This window comes from Nonomuraea typhae (genome assembly GCF_009760925.1).
Lineage (GTDB): Bacteria > Actinomycetota > Actinomycetes > Streptosporangiales > Streptosporangiaceae > Nonomuraea > Nonomuraea typhae.
Map to the genome: position 1 here is coordinate 20,723 of NZ_VRLV01000027.1, position 15,951 is coordinate 36,673.

Genomic DNA, 15,951 nt, shown 5'->3' on the forward strand with positions numbered 1-15,951 from the left:
TTCCGATGCTGGTGTCGCTGGTCCAGGGGGTGTTGGTGAAGCCGCGGCCGTTGTACCAGGCTTTCAGGTTGCCGCTCGGCTCGACGAGGATGAGTTCGGCGCGCCCGTCTCCGGAGATGTCGGCGAAATGCACCCGGCTGGGGTCGGTGAAGCCGTTTCCGATGCTGGTGTCGCTGGTCCACGGCGTGTTGGTGAAACCGCGCCCGTTGTACCACGCCTTCAGATTGCCACTCGGCTCGATGTAGATGAGCTCCTTCTTACCGTCACCGGAGATGTCGGCGAAGCGCACCCGGCTGGGGTCGGTGAAGCCGTTTCCGATGCTGGTGTCGCTGGTCCACGGCGTGTTGGTGAAACCGCGCCCGTTGTACCACGCCTTCAGATTGCCACTCGATTCGACGAGGACGACCTCGGCCCGGCCATCACCCGACAGCGACCCGTCCATCGGAGTCGCTGTGACGCCGGGGGGCTTGACGTAACCGGCGATCAGCAGGTTGTCGGCGCCGGCCCGCTGCGTCAGCGGGTTGATGCTCCGGCGGACCACGGCCTCGTTCCAGTTGCCGTCAATGGTGTCGATGGTGCCGTCAGCGTTCACCGAGGCGACGATCGAGACGTGCCCACCCGTGGCCTGGGCGGGCGTACCGTAGACGACGACGTCACCCGGCTCTGGGTTACCGATGCCGTCACTGGGGCGGGCACTCCACAGGCCGCTGTTCACCCCCCACAGGCCAACGGCGCGTGCCACGGCGGTGTCGAACACCGGTGAGACGCCGGCGTTGCGCCACACCCATTCGGCGAAGTACGCGCACCATTCCTGGGTGGTACAAGGTCCGTACTTGAGGCAGCCCCCGTTGGCCTCGGAGGCGCCGATCTCCGCTTGGGCGACGGAGACGATCTGATCGCGAGTGGCGCCGGCGTGCGCGGGCCTGACGTCGATGACGAGCGAGCCGGTGAGGAGGGCCAGCAGTACGCCGAGCGCCGCCAGTAATGCGCGCGGGCGGCTGGACCCGGCATCGGGGAATTTCCGGCGGAGTACCGATCCGTGTTTGTGTCGCATGAGGCAAGGCTTAATGAGTGCTCTTCAGATCGGCTTCAATCGGCCTTCAATGCGCTCTGGAGTGTGGACCCCCGTCGCCGGCTCGTGGGAAAGTCCGGAAGGGGCGATGCGGTGCGCACCGCGCATCCTTCAAATGTCCGGCGACGGTCTTGTAGATCATTGGCTGCGAGTTGCAGGAGCCTTATGGAATTCCGTGTGCTCGGTCCGGTGGAGGTCTGGAACGGCAGGCAGCAAGTCCCGATCGGCGGAGCGAAGCCTCGTGCGCTCTTGGCCGCGCTCCTGCTGCGCCCGGGCAATGCGATCTCCGCCGCGCGCCTCAGCGAGGCGATCTGGGGGGATACACCGCCGAAGAGCGGGCGTGCGGTCTTGCAGACCTATGTCGCGTCGCTGCGCAGATCTTTAGCCCAGGCCGGCCTGCCGGAGATCATCGTCTCTCACCAGGCCGGCTATCTGGCCGATGTGCCGCCGGACGCCGTCGACAAGAATGTGTTCGAGCGGCTGGCAGAACAAGGCCGCCATGCCGTACGGGAGAATCGTCCGCAAGAGGCCAGGGATTCCTTCGCCGCGGCGCTTGACTTATGGCGCGGCGACGCTCTCGGCGGCGTGGGCAATGCGTACCTGCATGCGGAGGCGCTCAGACTCGACGAGTTACGGCTCGCGGTCGTCGAGGAGCGCATCGCCATGGACCTGATGACAGGAGACCATGGCGAGCGTCTCCTCGGAGAGCTCACCGAGTTGGTCGCCCTGCATCCCACCCGCGAGCGGTTGCGCCGCGACCTGATGGTGGCGCTCTACCGGGCAGGTCGGCAAGTCGAGGCGCTCGCCGTCTTCCGCCAGGGACGCGAAGCGCTGATCGAGGAACTCGGCATCGATCCCGGACCCGAGCTCAGACGGGCGCACGAGGCCATACTGCGGTCCGATCCCGCGCTCATGCGGGGCGCAGGCGCGAGCGGTGGTCCGCCCCGGCAGCTTCCCGCGCCGCCGCCCGACTTCACCGGCCGCCAGCAGGAGATCGCCGCTTTGAGCGGCCACCTCGCCACGGCGGAGGGGATGGCGATCTGTGTGGTGTCCGGGACCGGGGGCGTCGGCAAGTCCACCCTCGCCATCCGGGTGGCGCACGAGGTCGCGGAATCGTACCCGGACGGCCAGCTCCATGTGGAACTGCGCGGCACGTCCGCGACCCCGGCCACCTCCGTGGAAGTGCTCGGGCGACTGCTGCGTGAGCTGGACCCGGCGGGCCCGCCGCTGCCCGCGACCCTGGACGAGCGGGTCAACCGCTATCGCTCCCTCCTCGCCGGCCAGCGCAAACTGCTGATCCTCGAAGACGCGGCCTCGGAGGGCCAGGTACGGCCGCTGCTCCCGGGCAGCAGCGGCTGCGCCGTACTCATCACCTCCCGCAACCGGCTCGCCGGCCTGGCCGGCGCGCTCCTCACCGATCTCGACGTGCTGTCGCTCGACACCGCGGTGGACTTCCTGTCCCGCGTGGCGGGCCCGGCCAGGATCGCCGCGGAGCCGCAGGTCGCACGCCAGATCGCAGAACAATGCGGCGGTCTTCCGCTCGCCTTGCGCATCGCAGGAGCCAGGCTGGCCGCACGACGCAAGTGGCCCCTGTCACGGCTCGCGGACCGGCTTGCCGACGAGCACCGCAGGCTGGACGAGCTGGCGGCGGGCGATCAGGAGGTACGGGCGAGCATCGGTTTGAGCTACGAACTGCTCGACGCGGACGCGAGAACGGCGCTGCGTCGCCTGGGTTTTCTGAACCTGCCGCATTTCCCGGCCTGGGTCGCCGCAGCCGCTCTCGGAACCGACCAGGAGAAGGCTGAGAGGATTCTCGAGCAACTGATGGACGCCTCGCTGACGGACGTCCACTCCGTCGAGGGCGTCGGGCAGATCCGCTACCGGCTGCACAATCTCATCGCGTTGTACGGCAGGCAACGCGCCCAGGCCGAGGAAAGCGAGCAGGAACGCACCGACATGCTCCTGCGTGTGCTGCGCGGTTGGCTGTGGCTGATCCAGCAGATCAATCAGGCCAGCCCGGCCAGCACCATCTCGCTGCGCGCCTCCTACATCCTGGCCGCGCCCGTGGCGGACGAGGTCGCCGAGATGGTGGCGGCTGATCCGCAGGGCTGGCTGCAGGAAGAGGAAGAGGCGCTGACGGTCGGCGTCGAACTGGCCTCGAGCATGAACCTGGACGAGATCGCCGTCGAGCTGGCCTCTGTGCTGGGCAACGTGGCGCTGGGCAGCAACCAGCACGCCTTCGACAACCCGTTCGCGACCTGGCATCGCACCCACGAAGCGGCTCTTTCCGCCGCCCGGCGGCAGGACAACGCCGTCGGGCAGGCCACTCTTCTGGCGGGTCTCGGACAGCTTCACCTCGAACGCGACCTGTATGCCGAGGCGCGCACGTACCTGAGCCAGGCGCTGCCCATCTTCCGCAACGCCGGGGACGCTCGTGCGGAGGCCGCGACGGTCGCGGCTCTGGGCGCCGCCTGCCGCGAACAGGGATACCTGCGCGAGGCCCTGCATTTCCTGGGCCGCGCGGGCGAGTTGCTCGACGGCTCAGATGATCCGGCGGCGCTCGGCCACATCAAGCGGATCGCGGGCACCGTACATCTGGAACTGGGTGACTACGCAGCCTCGAGAAGCGAGCTGAGCCAGGCTCTGAGGCTGTTCCGCGAGGCGGGCAACCGCCACGGGGAGGGGCTGACGCTGCGCAACTTGTCGCTCTTCCATCGGGCGAAGGGTGAGCTGGAGCAGGCGGAGAGCCTGTCCGCGCAGTCCCTGGAGATCATGCGCGGCTTGGGTGACCGCCTCATGCAGGCGTACTGCCAGCGTTCTCTGGCCAAGGTGCACTTCCGGCTCGGCAGGCCAGAACAGGCACGGCGTCCGCTGGATCACGCACTGGACGTCACCCGCGCCCTCAAGGACCGTTGGGGCGAGGCATGCACCTTGCGCACGCTCGGCGAGCTGTTCCTGAGCGAGGGCCGCCTCTATCCCGCCGAGACCTATCTCCGGCAGGCCCGCGAACGGTGGCGCACGCTGCGTGCCGAGCTTTTCGTAGCACGTACCGAACGGGACCTGGCCCTGGTCTACGAAGCGCTCGGCGAATCCGCGACGGCGACGAGCATACGGGCGGATGCCATAGAGACCTTCCGCCTGTACGGTGCCCGGGAGTATGCGGAGCTCACCTGACGACCGTTTACAGAAGTTTTGAAGGACGCTGCGGGAGCATGGTCGGCGCTGGTTCAACGGAGGTGAACGGTGAAGCCGATCGTGCTGCTGTCGGATGCAAGGATCACGGAATTTCCAGTTCGCGAGTGCGGGGAGCCTCTGGTGGATCTGCGCGACATCGAACCAATCCGGCTGGACACGAGACTCGCCGACGACGACGGCGCGTACGCACGAGTGCGCGCAACCGTCGCCGACCGGCTGGTGGCGGCACAGACGCAGCTCCCGCGCGGAATCCGGCTCCTGGTGATCGAGGGGTATCGTCCCGCCGGGTTGCAGGAGCGCTACTTCGCCGACTCGGTGGACCAGTTGCGTGCGGCGCATCCCGGGTGGACCCGGGAGCAGGCGCACACCGAGGCCGCCCGGTACATATCGCCTCCCGAGATCGGCCCCCACGTGTCCGGTGCCGCAGTCGATCTCACCCTGTGCACCGCCTCGGGCGTGGAGCTGCCGATGGGCACGGAGGTGAATGCCACTCCGCTCAGCGGGGACGGGGCCTGCTACACCGACTCGCTGGAGATCCCGGCTGAGGCGGTGGAGAACCGGCGGATCCTGAGAGTGGCGATGACGGCTGTCGGGTTCGTCAACTATCCGACAGAGTGGTGGCACTGGTCATATGGGGACCGCTATTGGGCCTTCGCCTCGGAAGCTCGTCACGCGCATTACGGCACGCTCTGACACGACCCTGTATCGCGTAGAACACAGTCACGGCGGCTCTGACCTGTGCGTTGACCGGGTCTGTCGCTGCAGGCAAGATCGCGTCTTATGCTTGCCCGCCTGCTCCATCTGATCACACTCCGGGTGTTCGGCGCCCTCAAGGACGTCACCGTCCGGTTCTGGGTGCAGGCGGCCGCCTGTGCCGCTTCATAACTCCTTGCACGGTGCCTGCCTGCGACGTTGACCCGCGCAGGTGGTGCGGGCAAGATCGCGGCTTGTGTCCGTTCGCTCGCTGTATCTGATCGTGGTTTGGGTACTGGTGAAGGTCGGTGTCGGCGTGCGCGGCCCGCGTGACGGGCCTCACGCTCATGTGAGGCTGGCAGTCGGCAGTGTCGGTTGGACCCTGTGGGTGCCCGATAATCGGCCGCCGGGGCCGAGCTGGGGTTTGTCGTTCCCGTTCTGCTAGGCATGATCGCTGTTCATGGCGCTGCGGTTGTTTATCTGATCTTTGTCCGGCTTGCGGGTTGGGTGGTGCTGCTGGGTCGTTCGCAGAGGTCGAAGGACGTGGAGATTCTGGTCTTGCGTCATCAGCTCGCGCTGTTGCGTCGGCAGGTGGCCAGGCCTCAGCCGTCGTGGGCGGATCGGGCGGTGATCAGCGCGTTGGCGCGGCTGCTGTCTCCTGAAGGTCGTCGGCGGTTGTTCGTGACGCCGGGCACGGTGCTGCGCTGGCACGCTGATCTGGTACGGCGGCGCTGGGACCTTCAAACGCTATAGCCCGGACCGGCCTGTGAGCTGCCAGAACTGGTGCAGGTCGGTTGACCTGGTCTTCTAGGCTCGGTTCTCGTGCTGTTCCGTCTTCTGTATGTGCTGGTGGGTCGGGTGTTCGGCTGGTTGGTGCTGCTCGCTCGGGGCAGCGCTTCCAAGGAGGTGGAGATCTTGGTGTTGCGGCATGAGGTCGCGGTGCTGCGTCGCCAGGTCGCCCAGCCGAGGCCGGACTGGGCCGATCGGGCGCTGCTGGCCGCGTTGGCCAGGCTGTTACCTGCTCGCCTTCGGTTGCATCGCATCGTGGCGCCTGGCACGCTGCTGGCCTGGCACCGCAGGATGGTCAAGAAGAGGTGGATCTACCCTGCCAAACACGGCCGGCCACCGATCTCTGAAGAGACCCGCGATCTGATCCTCCGGTTGGCGCGGGAGAATCCACGGTGGGGGCATCGGCGCATCCGGGGCGAGCTTCATGGTCTTGGGGTGCGGGTGGGGGAGGGGACGGTCCGTCGGATCCTGGCGGCGGCGGGGCTTGGACCCGCGCCGCGTCGGGCTTCGCCGACCTGGCGCCAATTCCTCCACTCACAAGCGTCCGGCATCCTGGCGTGCGACTTTCTCCACGTCGATACAGTGTTCCTCAAACGCCTGTACGTGTTGTTCGTTATGGAGATCGAAACGCGGCGCGTGCACATCCCTGGTGGAACGGCTCATCCGAGCGGTATCTGGACGGCGCAGCACGCACGCAATCTACTGATGGAACTGGACGGGCGGGCCGACGGGTTCAAGTTCCTCATCCGAGACAGGGACGGCAAATTCGGCGGAGGATTTGACAGCGTGCTTGCCGGGGCGGACGTGCGCATTCTCAAGATTCCGCCGCGCTCGCCACGGGCGAACGCATTCGCCGAGCGGTTCGTTGGCACACTCCGGCGCGAATGCCTCGATCACCTTCTGGTCTATGGCGAGCGGCACCTGCGACAGGTCCTGGCCGAGTACGAGCGCCACTACAACCAGCACCGGCCGCATCAGGCACTGTCGCTACGGCCACCCACCCGCGATCCGGCGAAGAAGCCCGATCTCGCGGCTCGGATACAGCGACGACAGGCCGTCAGTGGTCTGATCAGTGAGTATTGCCGGGCCGCCTGACGCTGAAACAAAGCTGCAGGTCAGGATATAGGGCACGGGGCTTTGGCGCCGCACAGGAAGAGATTGTCGCCACGCCCAGGTTCACGAAGGGCGGAGGCGAGCCGGCCCGAGCAGTTCCTCCTCGCATCCCGGCACCTTGTCCAGCTCGAACCGCTGGCTGGCTCTGCCGAGATGCGTGAAGACGATGTCGTAGCACCTGACCTCGTATCCGTTGCTGCTGAAGATGACGGCTCCTGCTGGCACAGTGACGACCGTGGAGATGATGAGAGAGCCCTGGCCTTGCCGTTTGTGACCGAGAACCCGGGCTCCTTTGACGTTCCGCCATGAGTGTCCCTGGGGATCCACCATGAGTCGTCGGCTAACCTGTTCGGCGTACTTCTCCAGCGCTTCCTCGGAGTTCTTTTCGACCTGGGATTCCAAAATGGCGCCGTATACGAGGCGCGGGAGGAATAAAATGCCAAGGACGATGAGCAAGAAAATGAATAGTACCAGCAAATAGGGCCTATTGTGCCGCTCGCTCTTCACCCGTCGCCCCTGACATGAGTTCACCGCAGTCTGCAGCTAGCGTATACAGTCACCTACCAGCCGGTGTAGTTGACCGCCGGGCTCGCGAGATGCTCCTGGAGAACCTCCGTGTAGGCCGCGACGCCCTTTGTGTTCGGATGCATCGACGTCCGGCTTGCACATCGCACGCCGTCGTTGAGGAGGCAGTCGGGTAGATCGCCGAAGTCGCCGCCGCCGGTATCTGTGAAGGTGACGGGGATGATCCAGGGGTCGTCGTCACAGGCGCCGTGGATCCCGAACTTCGAGATCGGGTTGGCGAAGGATACCTCTCGGCCTGCCGCCTTCAGAGTAGCGGTCATCGATGATTCCTGTGTGGCCATGTAGTCCGACAGCCTGTTCAGCATGTCCTTTTCTGGCGCGCTGAAGTTGATTGTGGAGGAGCAGGATTGGAGGGGGTCGCTTGCTGTCTGGCCATCGAAGATTCGAGGGTACCCCATCAAGACGATCTTGGCTTTCTTGCCGCGAGAGGATAGGGAGTTCTTGACGTCGGTATCTATGCGTTCCAGCGTGTCCTTCACGTTGTAAGGAACAAAGCCGGTCCCGTCGGGGTCACGCAGATAGTTGTTCACCGATCCAGCGATATCAGTTCTCAGCCTTTGTTCATAGTCGTCGCCCTGACAGGCCCACAAGTAACAGTTTTCTACGACCTTGGGGAAGCCTGCGTCGTTTCCACCGATGGACAGTGTGACGAGTGTCGTGTTCTCGTCGAGATACCCGGCCTCTAGCTGGCTGATCTCGCGGAATCTCCCATCTGCATAGTCGCGGAACCTGCTCCATACGTAAGAGCTAGTCTGCCAGGAGGGTGATGAATGCTTCACGCTGATCGTTGTGGCGCCGGAGCAGGCGACGAAATGGAAGTCCAGTTTCGGGTCGAGGCTGTCTGCCATTTCGCCGATAGTTCTAGTTTCGCCAGGAAGGACGGTCTTCCTGATCCAGGAATCGTTGCTTCTGCGGCAGGCATTCCAGGCATTCGTCTTGTAGGAGACGTTGGTTTCCTTAGCGTAGTTGCCGACGCCTTCACCTGAAGCGTAAGAATCGCCCATGCCGACCACGAAGTGCTTGGGCTTTTTGGCCAGCACCTGGAACGCGATGGCGTCGAAGGCTACCGCCGCGGTGCCGTGCCCCTCCTTGTTCAGGTTGGTCAGGGAGACCTTCGGCGTCCCGCCGAACTCGAAGACACCCAGGCTCTGCCAGCTGTTGTCCAAGCGGCCCTGGGATAGGTATCGCGTCTGTCGTTTGCCGTTGCCGAGATCGACGGTATACGGGGCTTGCTGGGTCTCGGCTCGTCGCTTGGGGACATGCACGATCACCCGTGCCCAGCTGTTGATTGCCTGGTTGAGTTCCCAGGTGCCGGTCACCTTCATGGCGGCGCCGTTGTGCTGGGGGCTGCGGGAGTAGGCCCACCACAAGTGGCCACCGAAGCCGTTGCCGAGTTGCTGGAAGTCCGCTCGCCCCGGTACATCCGTGCCTACCTGTTCGAATTCGAAGGACAACGTCCCTGAGTTCGTCCATCCGGAGTTCTGGCAGTTCCCGCGGATTGCCGGCACAGTCCTGGGCACATCATCGACGATCAGCATGTTCGTCGTATCACCGGACACCGGGGGTAGTCCTGGTGTCAGGCAGGGAGTCCATTGGTCGGTTGGTTCGGCGCGCTCTATGCTGGCGTAGCTCGCGTCGTAGCGGAGATAGGCTTCGTTGCCGCATTCGTCCGGGCAGGTCTTCCATGTTTTCGGCGAGTGCCACCAGCATTTTCGATCGGCTCTGGTGCAGTTGATCTGCGGGGCCACCTCGCACTCGTTGTCGGCAGTGCAGAAAGCGTTCACGTCCACGATGTCCGGCAAGACCGGCACGATGCTGGTGCGGTGTTGTGCCGCGTTCCACCATGCGTGGTTGTAGCCGCCCTCGGTGACCCATTGGCCGGTGGCAGCGTTGTAGTAGGTCTTGGCGATGGGCCACGCCGACCAGCCGAGCACTTTTTCCTGGTAGGGCCAGCGTTGAGGGTGTGCGGCGTCGGAGTAGGAGTTATTGTGCAGGAACGGGCGACGGCCAACCGGGTAGTCGGGGTTCTTGGGATTATTGGTCCAGCCGACGCCCCATGCGCCGCCGTTCGCGCTCGCTTGCGCCTTGGGGTAGTAACCGGAGTTGTACGCCCAGATGGCGAAATACCAGTTTTCGATCTTGGCGGGATCGCCGTTGTTGATTTTCATGACGCCGCCGGTGTCAGCGTGGACCTGATTCCATTTCTCGGCGAGCGTGGTGAGGCCGACGGCGATGTTCGTCGCGTAGTCGAGGGCGATCCTGCGCTGGGTTTCCGGATCCCACAGCCACTCGCCGGGCCTGGCGTGCCCCTGCCGTCGCATGTGATCGGTCTGCTGGGTGATGCCGTAGCCGCAGTCGGCTTCGTCGAAGCGGATGTCCCAGTCATTGGTGGGGTCGGCATCGTAGATCTGAACGCCGTAATAGTTGCCCACGAGAGGATTGCCAGTCTCTCCGGGGAGTACGTCTCGTTGGGCCTGCCACAGGTTGGACTCCTGCGCGAGGATGCCGAACATCACCGAGACGGGGATTCGACCGCCGCCGGCCAGGTCGGGTGTGGGGAAGAGGTCTTGTGGGTTCCACTGCGGAACTCCGGAACCCTTCCAGTCGCTCTGGCGCCACACCTGCAGCCGGTCCTTGAACACCAGTTGGTCGACCGCCCACTCGACCTGACGCCAGTGCGGCTGGTACACCTGCGTCTTCGGGTCGTTGCGGGGAACGGAGCAGCTGTAGTTCAGATCGACGGTCCCGGACGCGGTCGCGGCGGTGCCTGCTCTCGTAGCCACCTTTACCCGTGCCTGAGTCAGTTTCGGGTTCTCTGCTCTGCCGGAAGGCTGCGTGCTCGCACGGGCGGGATCAATCGCAAAGGCGAGCGGCGATCGGGTCCCAGCCACCTGCGCCTTGATGTCGATGAGTTCGGGACTCTCCCTCTCACGCACGACACCGGGATATTCGGTATTCGCCTGATCGCTCTGCTGTTCGCGCTTCAGTCCACGGTGTGCGGCGCTTTCGATAAGCAGCCTTCCCTCAGAGGAGACCGCTTCCACCGTCGACGGGCCGCCCAGCACGGACACGCGTGCAGGTAGGTCACCAACCTGGCGGGCTTGACCGGTGACGAATACCCGGCCATCGGCACCGGCGTGCAGAGCCAGGTCTCCGAGGCGTCCGGAGGCGAAGGTCCGTACCGAGCCTTGGCGGTAGTGCTTGACGCGGGCTTCGTCCGCGCCTTCTTCCCGGTCCATGAACGCGATGCCGCCGTCGGCCGTCGCATGCAAGGCGACGGGTACCGAATCGGTCTTGGCAAGAGTCTTGAGTTTGCCTGACAGCTCGACCTTCACCAGCCGGTTACCGGCCGCCGCGACGATTCCGTCGGCGGTGGCCACGGCAGAGGTCACCTGCCCTTGAACGACGATCGCTCGCGCGATCGACTTCGAGCCGGCGTCGACGGTGAACAACCGGGTCGTCTTGCGCTCGTCGGTGGTGCCCTGAGTGAAGGCGACCTCGTTGCCTGCGCCGCACCCGGGGTTGTAGTAGGCAAGGCTGACCTGGTCCTTCAGCTTCGTAACCTCACCGCTTTTCACATCGATGACGGCGGCGAAGGCACCTCGGCTGAACAGCCACGCGCGGTTGGTGAAGTGCCGCGGAGCATAGACCGCGATGACCTGGCTGCCCGAGGTCGTCAGGCATGCGTTGCCGACCCATTGATCCGTGTTCATGCCCGGCTCACTGAGCGTCGCGACCGTACGCCAAGAGTAGCCTTCGCTGGATTTAGCTGCCAGGACGTGGAATCCGTCCGCGTCACCCGTAGCGGTGATGGCCAGGTCATTCGACCTGTCCCATCCTTCGGTCAGGACCTTGTCGCGTTGCGATGGCTCAACCGATGAACTTTCCTTCGGCAATTGTGGTGTAGCTGGCGTCTGGGTCTGTGCGGCGGCTGCGCCGCTTACGCCGGGAATGGTTTGGGGTACGGAAAGCGCAGTGGTCATGAGGGCTACGGATAACAGGGTGTAACGTGCACGCTTCAAAGACTCTACGCTCCTCGGGTGACGTCGTGCAGCGGAGCACGGTGACTGAGGCACGATTTAACGGATGGGCGGGAGCGGTCATGCCGGAGCTCCGGCAGCCGTCAGGATATGCAGGACTACCTGGCCCTGTCTCCTGCGGCAGGTTCACGAGGCTAGATTGTCGCGTTCAGCGCATGCTGGTGCCTGCAAGAAAGACATTCAGCGGTCGACAGTGCGGGGCACATGGTTCCTGAGCGGGCAGATCCCGCTCGCGCACATCCAAGGGATGCCGGGCAACCCGACGAGAATCCGCTACCAGGTGATAGCAAGTCTGTGAGCCGCAAGATCAGCCCTCCGATACGGTTCGACCCTATCTTCCAGGTGCGCAGGTCATCTTGATCACTGCGAAGGCCCCACAATAGGAACACATTCGACCAACCTCGACAAGAGGCAAAGATCTCCTTGATTCCCTCTTGCTTCACGTGGCGGGCCTGAGTCTTCTTCGTTGGAAGCGATCCATATCACCATGCCCGGCAGGGCCATTCGACGCGTCCTCCGCAGAGCTTCATGATGTTCGCACACCTATTCCGACGACGTGGGCAAAGGCGAGTCGTCTGCCCGCAGCTATAGGGTTATCAGGCAACGCCTGTATAGAACCGATCAAGCAGGCCGCATCGAAGGAGAGGCGATTGAATTAATCGCGCCCCTTAACACTATCATGCTCGAACTTGTCGTGACCCCGCCAAGCAATGGTGGGCAGTATTCCACCTGCCCCACGGCCATTTCGGCCAGAATCAATAGTAGCGGCAAGGTTCTCGACAGAGGAGACTCCCACTCCGGCCCTGCAGCTATGGCGAATGCGCCAGCCTAGGCGCTAGTCGTGGGTAGAGAAAATTTCACTTCCCAAAGAGAACTGAAACAAAGACGTTTACGTTGAGCTACGAGGGAAGCGGACAATAACGTGAGTGCATGTCACTCATCAAGATCTTGCCAAGCTCATTGGGCTTATGCATCATCAAAAATTCGGACTCAGAGGTGCGGAACGGCCCTCAGAAGCCACTAAACAATCAGGAGCTAAGATGGCGGGAATCGCACTAAAAAAATGCTCGCAACGTCGACGGCTGCGCTTCTCGCAGTCGCAACCAGTCAAGCCATCTCAGCGTCGCCGGCCGGGCCAACCCGTACCTCTACATCGGAAGAGATCGTGTGACCCGGCACGGATACAAGCTCACACCTGAAGAGCTTTCCGCGGGCCCAGCCAACGGAGGTCCTAGAGATTCTGCTGGCGCACCGTCCGCGGACGAGCAAATCGTGTTCTACGGTAAGGGGCCGTCATCCTACAAGGGTCTTCAGGTTCCCGATGGCGGGTGCTACGGACAAGCACGACGTGAGGTTATGATCTTCGAATCACCCTCCGATGATGAGCTTATTCGCCGCATCGAAGGTCAAGCCTACAATCTTGCGAGTCAGAGCCCTGCTGTCATCCAGGCGGCGCAGAAATGGGTTTCCTGCATGGCGCAGAAGGGTTATAGCTACCGAAGCCCCGAGGATGCATGGGAGGATCCACGCTGGCGTACTCGGCCCAACGATGGTCCGTCCAAAGAAGAAATCGCGACGGCACTGACTGACATGTCGTGCAAGGACTCGACCAACTACATCGCCACATGGTACGAAGCCGAGAGCGAGCAACAGCGAGCCCTCATCTCAAAGCACACAAACGACCTCGCGACGTTTCGAGAGACGCTGAACCGCAGGCTCGCCAACGCGGCAAAGATCAACGACAATTGATCTAACCCGTTCCATGATCGCCGTTGACCGCACCTGCGGTGCCAAAACCGCATCGCAGCACCTGATCTGCGGCTTTCTGTCGGCTATGCGGCCCGGCGGGACCCTGTGGGTGCCTGAAACTCGGCCGTCGGGGCTGACCTGGGGTTTGGTGTTCCCGTTCTTGCGGGCATGATCGCTGTCCATGGCGTTGCGATTGTTTTATCCGATCTTTGTCCGGCTCGCGGGTTGGCTGGTGCTGGTGTGGCGTTCGCAGAGGTCGAAGGACGCGGGAATTCTCGTCTTGCGTCATCAGCTCGCGGTGTTGCGTCGGCAGGTGGCAAGGCCCCGGCTGTCGTGGGCGGATCGGGCGGTGATCAGAGCGCTGGCGCGGCTGCTGTCTCCTGAAGGTCGTCTGCGGTTGTTCGTGACGCCGGGTATGTTGCGCGCTGGCACGCCGATCTGGTATAGCGGCGGTGGACCTTCAAGCGCCGCAGCCATGGTCGGCCTCCCATCCGCGCCTGCATCCGGGCCTTGGTGCTTCGTCTGGCCCGGGAGAATCCGCTGTGGGGATATCGTCGGATCGCCGGGGCACTCGCGGCTCTGGGCTACCGGGTGGGAGCCTCCAGGGTGTGGCTCATCTTGAAGACGGCGGGCATCGACCCGGCGCCCCGACGCGTGGAGCCGACCTGGAGTGAGTTCCTGCGTGCTCAAGCTACGGGGATCTTGGCGTGCGATTTCTTCCACTGCGACACCGTGCTGTTCAAACGTCTATATTGCCTGGTCGTCATGGAGCTCGGCACCCGCCGGGTGCACGTTCTCGGTATCACCGAGCACCCGTCTGGCCCGTGGGTTGCGCAGCAGGCCAGGAACCTGATGATCGAGCTGGGTAACAGAGCGGAGGGGTTCAGGTTCCTTATCCGCGATCGGGATACGAAGTTCACCACCATGTTCGACGACGTCTTCACGGCCGCAGGCATCGGCATCCTCAAGACGCCACCTCGGGCTCCGCGGGCCAACGCGTTCACCGAACGCTGGATCGGCGGCTTGCGCCGAGAACTCCTTGATCGGATCCTCATCGTCAACGCCCGCCACTTACGGCGCGTGCTGGCTACCTATGAGACCCATTTCAATGAGCATCGCCCGCATCGCTCCCTGGGCCAGGCCGCTCCACTGCGAGCCCTTCCCGATCCGGTTGAGGCCGATATCAAGGTCATCCGGCGTGACCGCCTCGACGGGCTGATTCACGAATACACGCAGGTCGCGTAGGGTAGCCGAGTTCTTGGCACCCACAACGACGAGCGGGCTTGGACAAGGCTTGACCGCGCACCAGGCCGCCGCTGGCCGGCACCACCGCGCGGGCCTTCTGACTTGGTCTTCAGATGGTCGTCACTGGGGTCTGAACTGGAAGTGACCGCCTAAATGATCTACCGCGATACACGATCCGCACACAAGAGCAACCACCGAGCAACCAACCATGATCAACAACAAGCCCAGAGGTGCACGAGAACCGAGAAATCCCACGTCAAACGCGGTATGGGAGAGTAGGGCGGGTGGGACTTGAACCCACGACCCACGGATTATGAGACAGGTGTGCCAAGCAAGAGGGTAACCCTCTTGGCCTGTGCAGATAGGCGGCCCGTCGATGTGCTACTCGGGAAGCGGGTAGTCATTGGGTAACGATCAAGGCTGAGGGCCCACCTGTCGTCACGTGGAAGCTCGCAAGGCGACGCCCACGGAACCGCGGTGCTTAGCCTGCAGAATCCATTCTGTGGCTTCACTCTTCCCTGTGAGAGTCGGCACCCCACTCTGCGTGCCCCCATGGATGTGCTCCGGTGGCGGTGTGCCGATCGTCATTGATGCCCTGGACAAGGCTTGAGAGGCGAGGCGGTCACTGGAACGCTACGATGCGGTTGCTTAGACCGCACGATGCGACTCCCTCCGGGAGGGGATGTGATCGCGCAGCCGCCGCCCGCCGCAACTAAGCTTGAGATCAAGCTTGCAAAGTGGCGGTACTTCACTCTTTCGATCGTGGGCATACTGATCTTTATAGATTGCCTTTCTGCGCTCATCGGCCCCACTGGTGAGACAAATCTGTATTTTGCGATCTTTGGTGGTGGAGGGCTGTTTACGGCCTCAATCGGCCTAACCGCCGCCGCAGCGGGCGATATGCTTTTTGATCACATAGTCCCGGCCGCCCCGCCGCTAGGCCATGTCAAGTGGCTCCTCTTGTGTCTGGCGCTCTCGGCCATCGCAATAGCATTGTATATTCTGGCAAAGGAAAATCTAGACCTGTCCGGTGCTCTGGAATTCGATGCAGGGCGAAAATCCCTGCAAGCGTCGCCGGATGAGATTGCTAAGCGCTTCACTACTCTCGAAGCAACAAAGATGTGGGTGAGCATAGTATCTCCAATTTATTGTGTCATGTCGGCCGCTGTTTCGTTTCAAACGGTCAAGCGATCGGAGCCATGAGATGCGTAAGTGGCGGTCTCCACTCCGAAGCCGGGTTATGTTTGGCATCTTCCTTTCGATAGTGACTAGCGTGAGCCTGGGTATTGCTGCTCTTGGGCTTGAACAGGCCGACAGGATAGGCTCTATTCTAGGGCTCATTTTGGCGATAGCTGGCCTAGTGGTATCACTATTGGCGGTGACAGCATCGAGTATTAAGATTCGCCAAAAGAAGGAGGACGACGAATGAGATGGCCTCGGTGCCCTTGGCGGTGAGGGCATTGAAGTTGG

At 63.2% G+C, this 15,951-nt stretch carries 10 protein-coding genes; 7 read left to right on the forward strand and 3 right to left on the reverse strand.

Translation table 11 applies throughout. The annotated features are described in order from the left end of the window. On the reverse strand, window positions 1–1,054 hold a 1,054-nt coding region (locus tag FVE25_RS52555), incomplete at its 3' end, for an FG-GAP-like repeat-containing protein (RefSeq protein WP_219826049.1). 183 nt (window positions 1,055–1,237) lie between these two features. Here FVE25_RS52555 and FVE25_RS52560 point away from each other — a divergent pair. The 4 genes from FVE25_RS52560 (at window position 1,238) to FVE25_RS52575 (ending at window position 6,844) form a co-directional block, all read left to right on the forward strand. Then, entirely contained in the window at window positions 1,238–4,246 is a 3,009-nt protein-coding gene (locus FVE25_RS52560) for an AfsR/SARP family transcriptional regulator (protein ID WP_157254944.1), read from the forward strand. Window positions 4,247–4,315: 69 nt separating this feature from the next. Further along, complete coding sequence (locus FVE25_RS52565) at window positions 4,316–4,960, forward strand: M15 family metallopeptidase (RefSeq protein WP_157254945.1); 645 nt, start codon at window positions 4,316–4,318, stop codon at window positions 4,958–4,960. 447 nt (window positions 4,961–5,407) lie between these two features. Then, window positions 5,408–5,713, forward strand: a complete 306-nt coding sequence (locus tag FVE25_RS52570; RefSeq protein ID WP_157254946.1) for a hypothetical protein — start codon at window positions 5,408–5,410, stop codon at window positions 5,711–5,713. A gap of 69 nt (window positions 5,714–5,782) precedes the next feature. Next, a complete protein-coding gene (locus FVE25_RS52575; protein ID WP_157254947.1) occupies window positions 5,783–6,844 on the forward strand; it encodes an integrase core domain-containing protein in 1,062 nt (353 codons plus the stop codon). Between the two features lie 81 nt (window positions 6,845–6,925). On the opposite strand, the gene FVE25_RS52580 is transcribed toward FVE25_RS52575, so the two are convergent. Continuing rightward, on the reverse strand, window positions 6,926–7,369 hold the full coding sequence (locus FVE25_RS52580) for a hypothetical protein (RefSeq protein ID WP_157254948.1): 444 nt from the start codon (window positions 7,367–7,369) through the stop codon (window positions 6,926–6,928). A 53-nt stretch (window positions 7,370–7,422) separates the two neighbouring features. After that, window positions 7,423–11,430, reverse strand: a complete 4,008-nt coding sequence (locus FVE25_RS52585) for an SGNH/GDSL hydrolase family protein (protein ID WP_157254949.1) — start codon at window positions 11,428–11,430, stop codon at window positions 7,423–7,425. Window positions 11,431–12,759: 1,329 nt separating this feature from the next. Between FVE25_RS52585 and FVE25_RS52590 the strand changes: the two genes are divergently transcribed. The 3 genes from FVE25_RS52590 to FVE25_RS52600 all read left to right on the forward strand — a co-directional run bounded on the left by FVE25_RS52590 (window position 12,760) and on the right by FVE25_RS52600 (window position 15,684). Continuing rightward, entirely contained in the window at window positions 12,760–13,236 is a 477-nt protein-coding gene (locus FVE25_RS52590; protein WP_157254950.1) for a hypothetical protein, read from the forward strand. A 513-nt stretch (window positions 13,237–13,749) separates the two neighbouring features. Beyond that, window positions 13,750–14,481, forward strand: a complete 732-nt coding sequence (locus FVE25_RS52595; RefSeq protein ID WP_246268858.1) for an integrase core domain-containing protein — start codon at window positions 13,750–13,752, stop codon at window positions 14,479–14,481. A 684-nt stretch (window positions 14,482–15,165) separates the two neighbouring features. Next, window positions 15,166–15,684, forward strand: coding sequence for a hypothetical protein (locus FVE25_RS52600; protein ID WP_157254951.1), 519 nt, complete (start codon window positions 15,166–15,168; stop codon window positions 15,682–15,684). Window positions 15,685–15,951 lie beyond the last annotated feature (267 nt).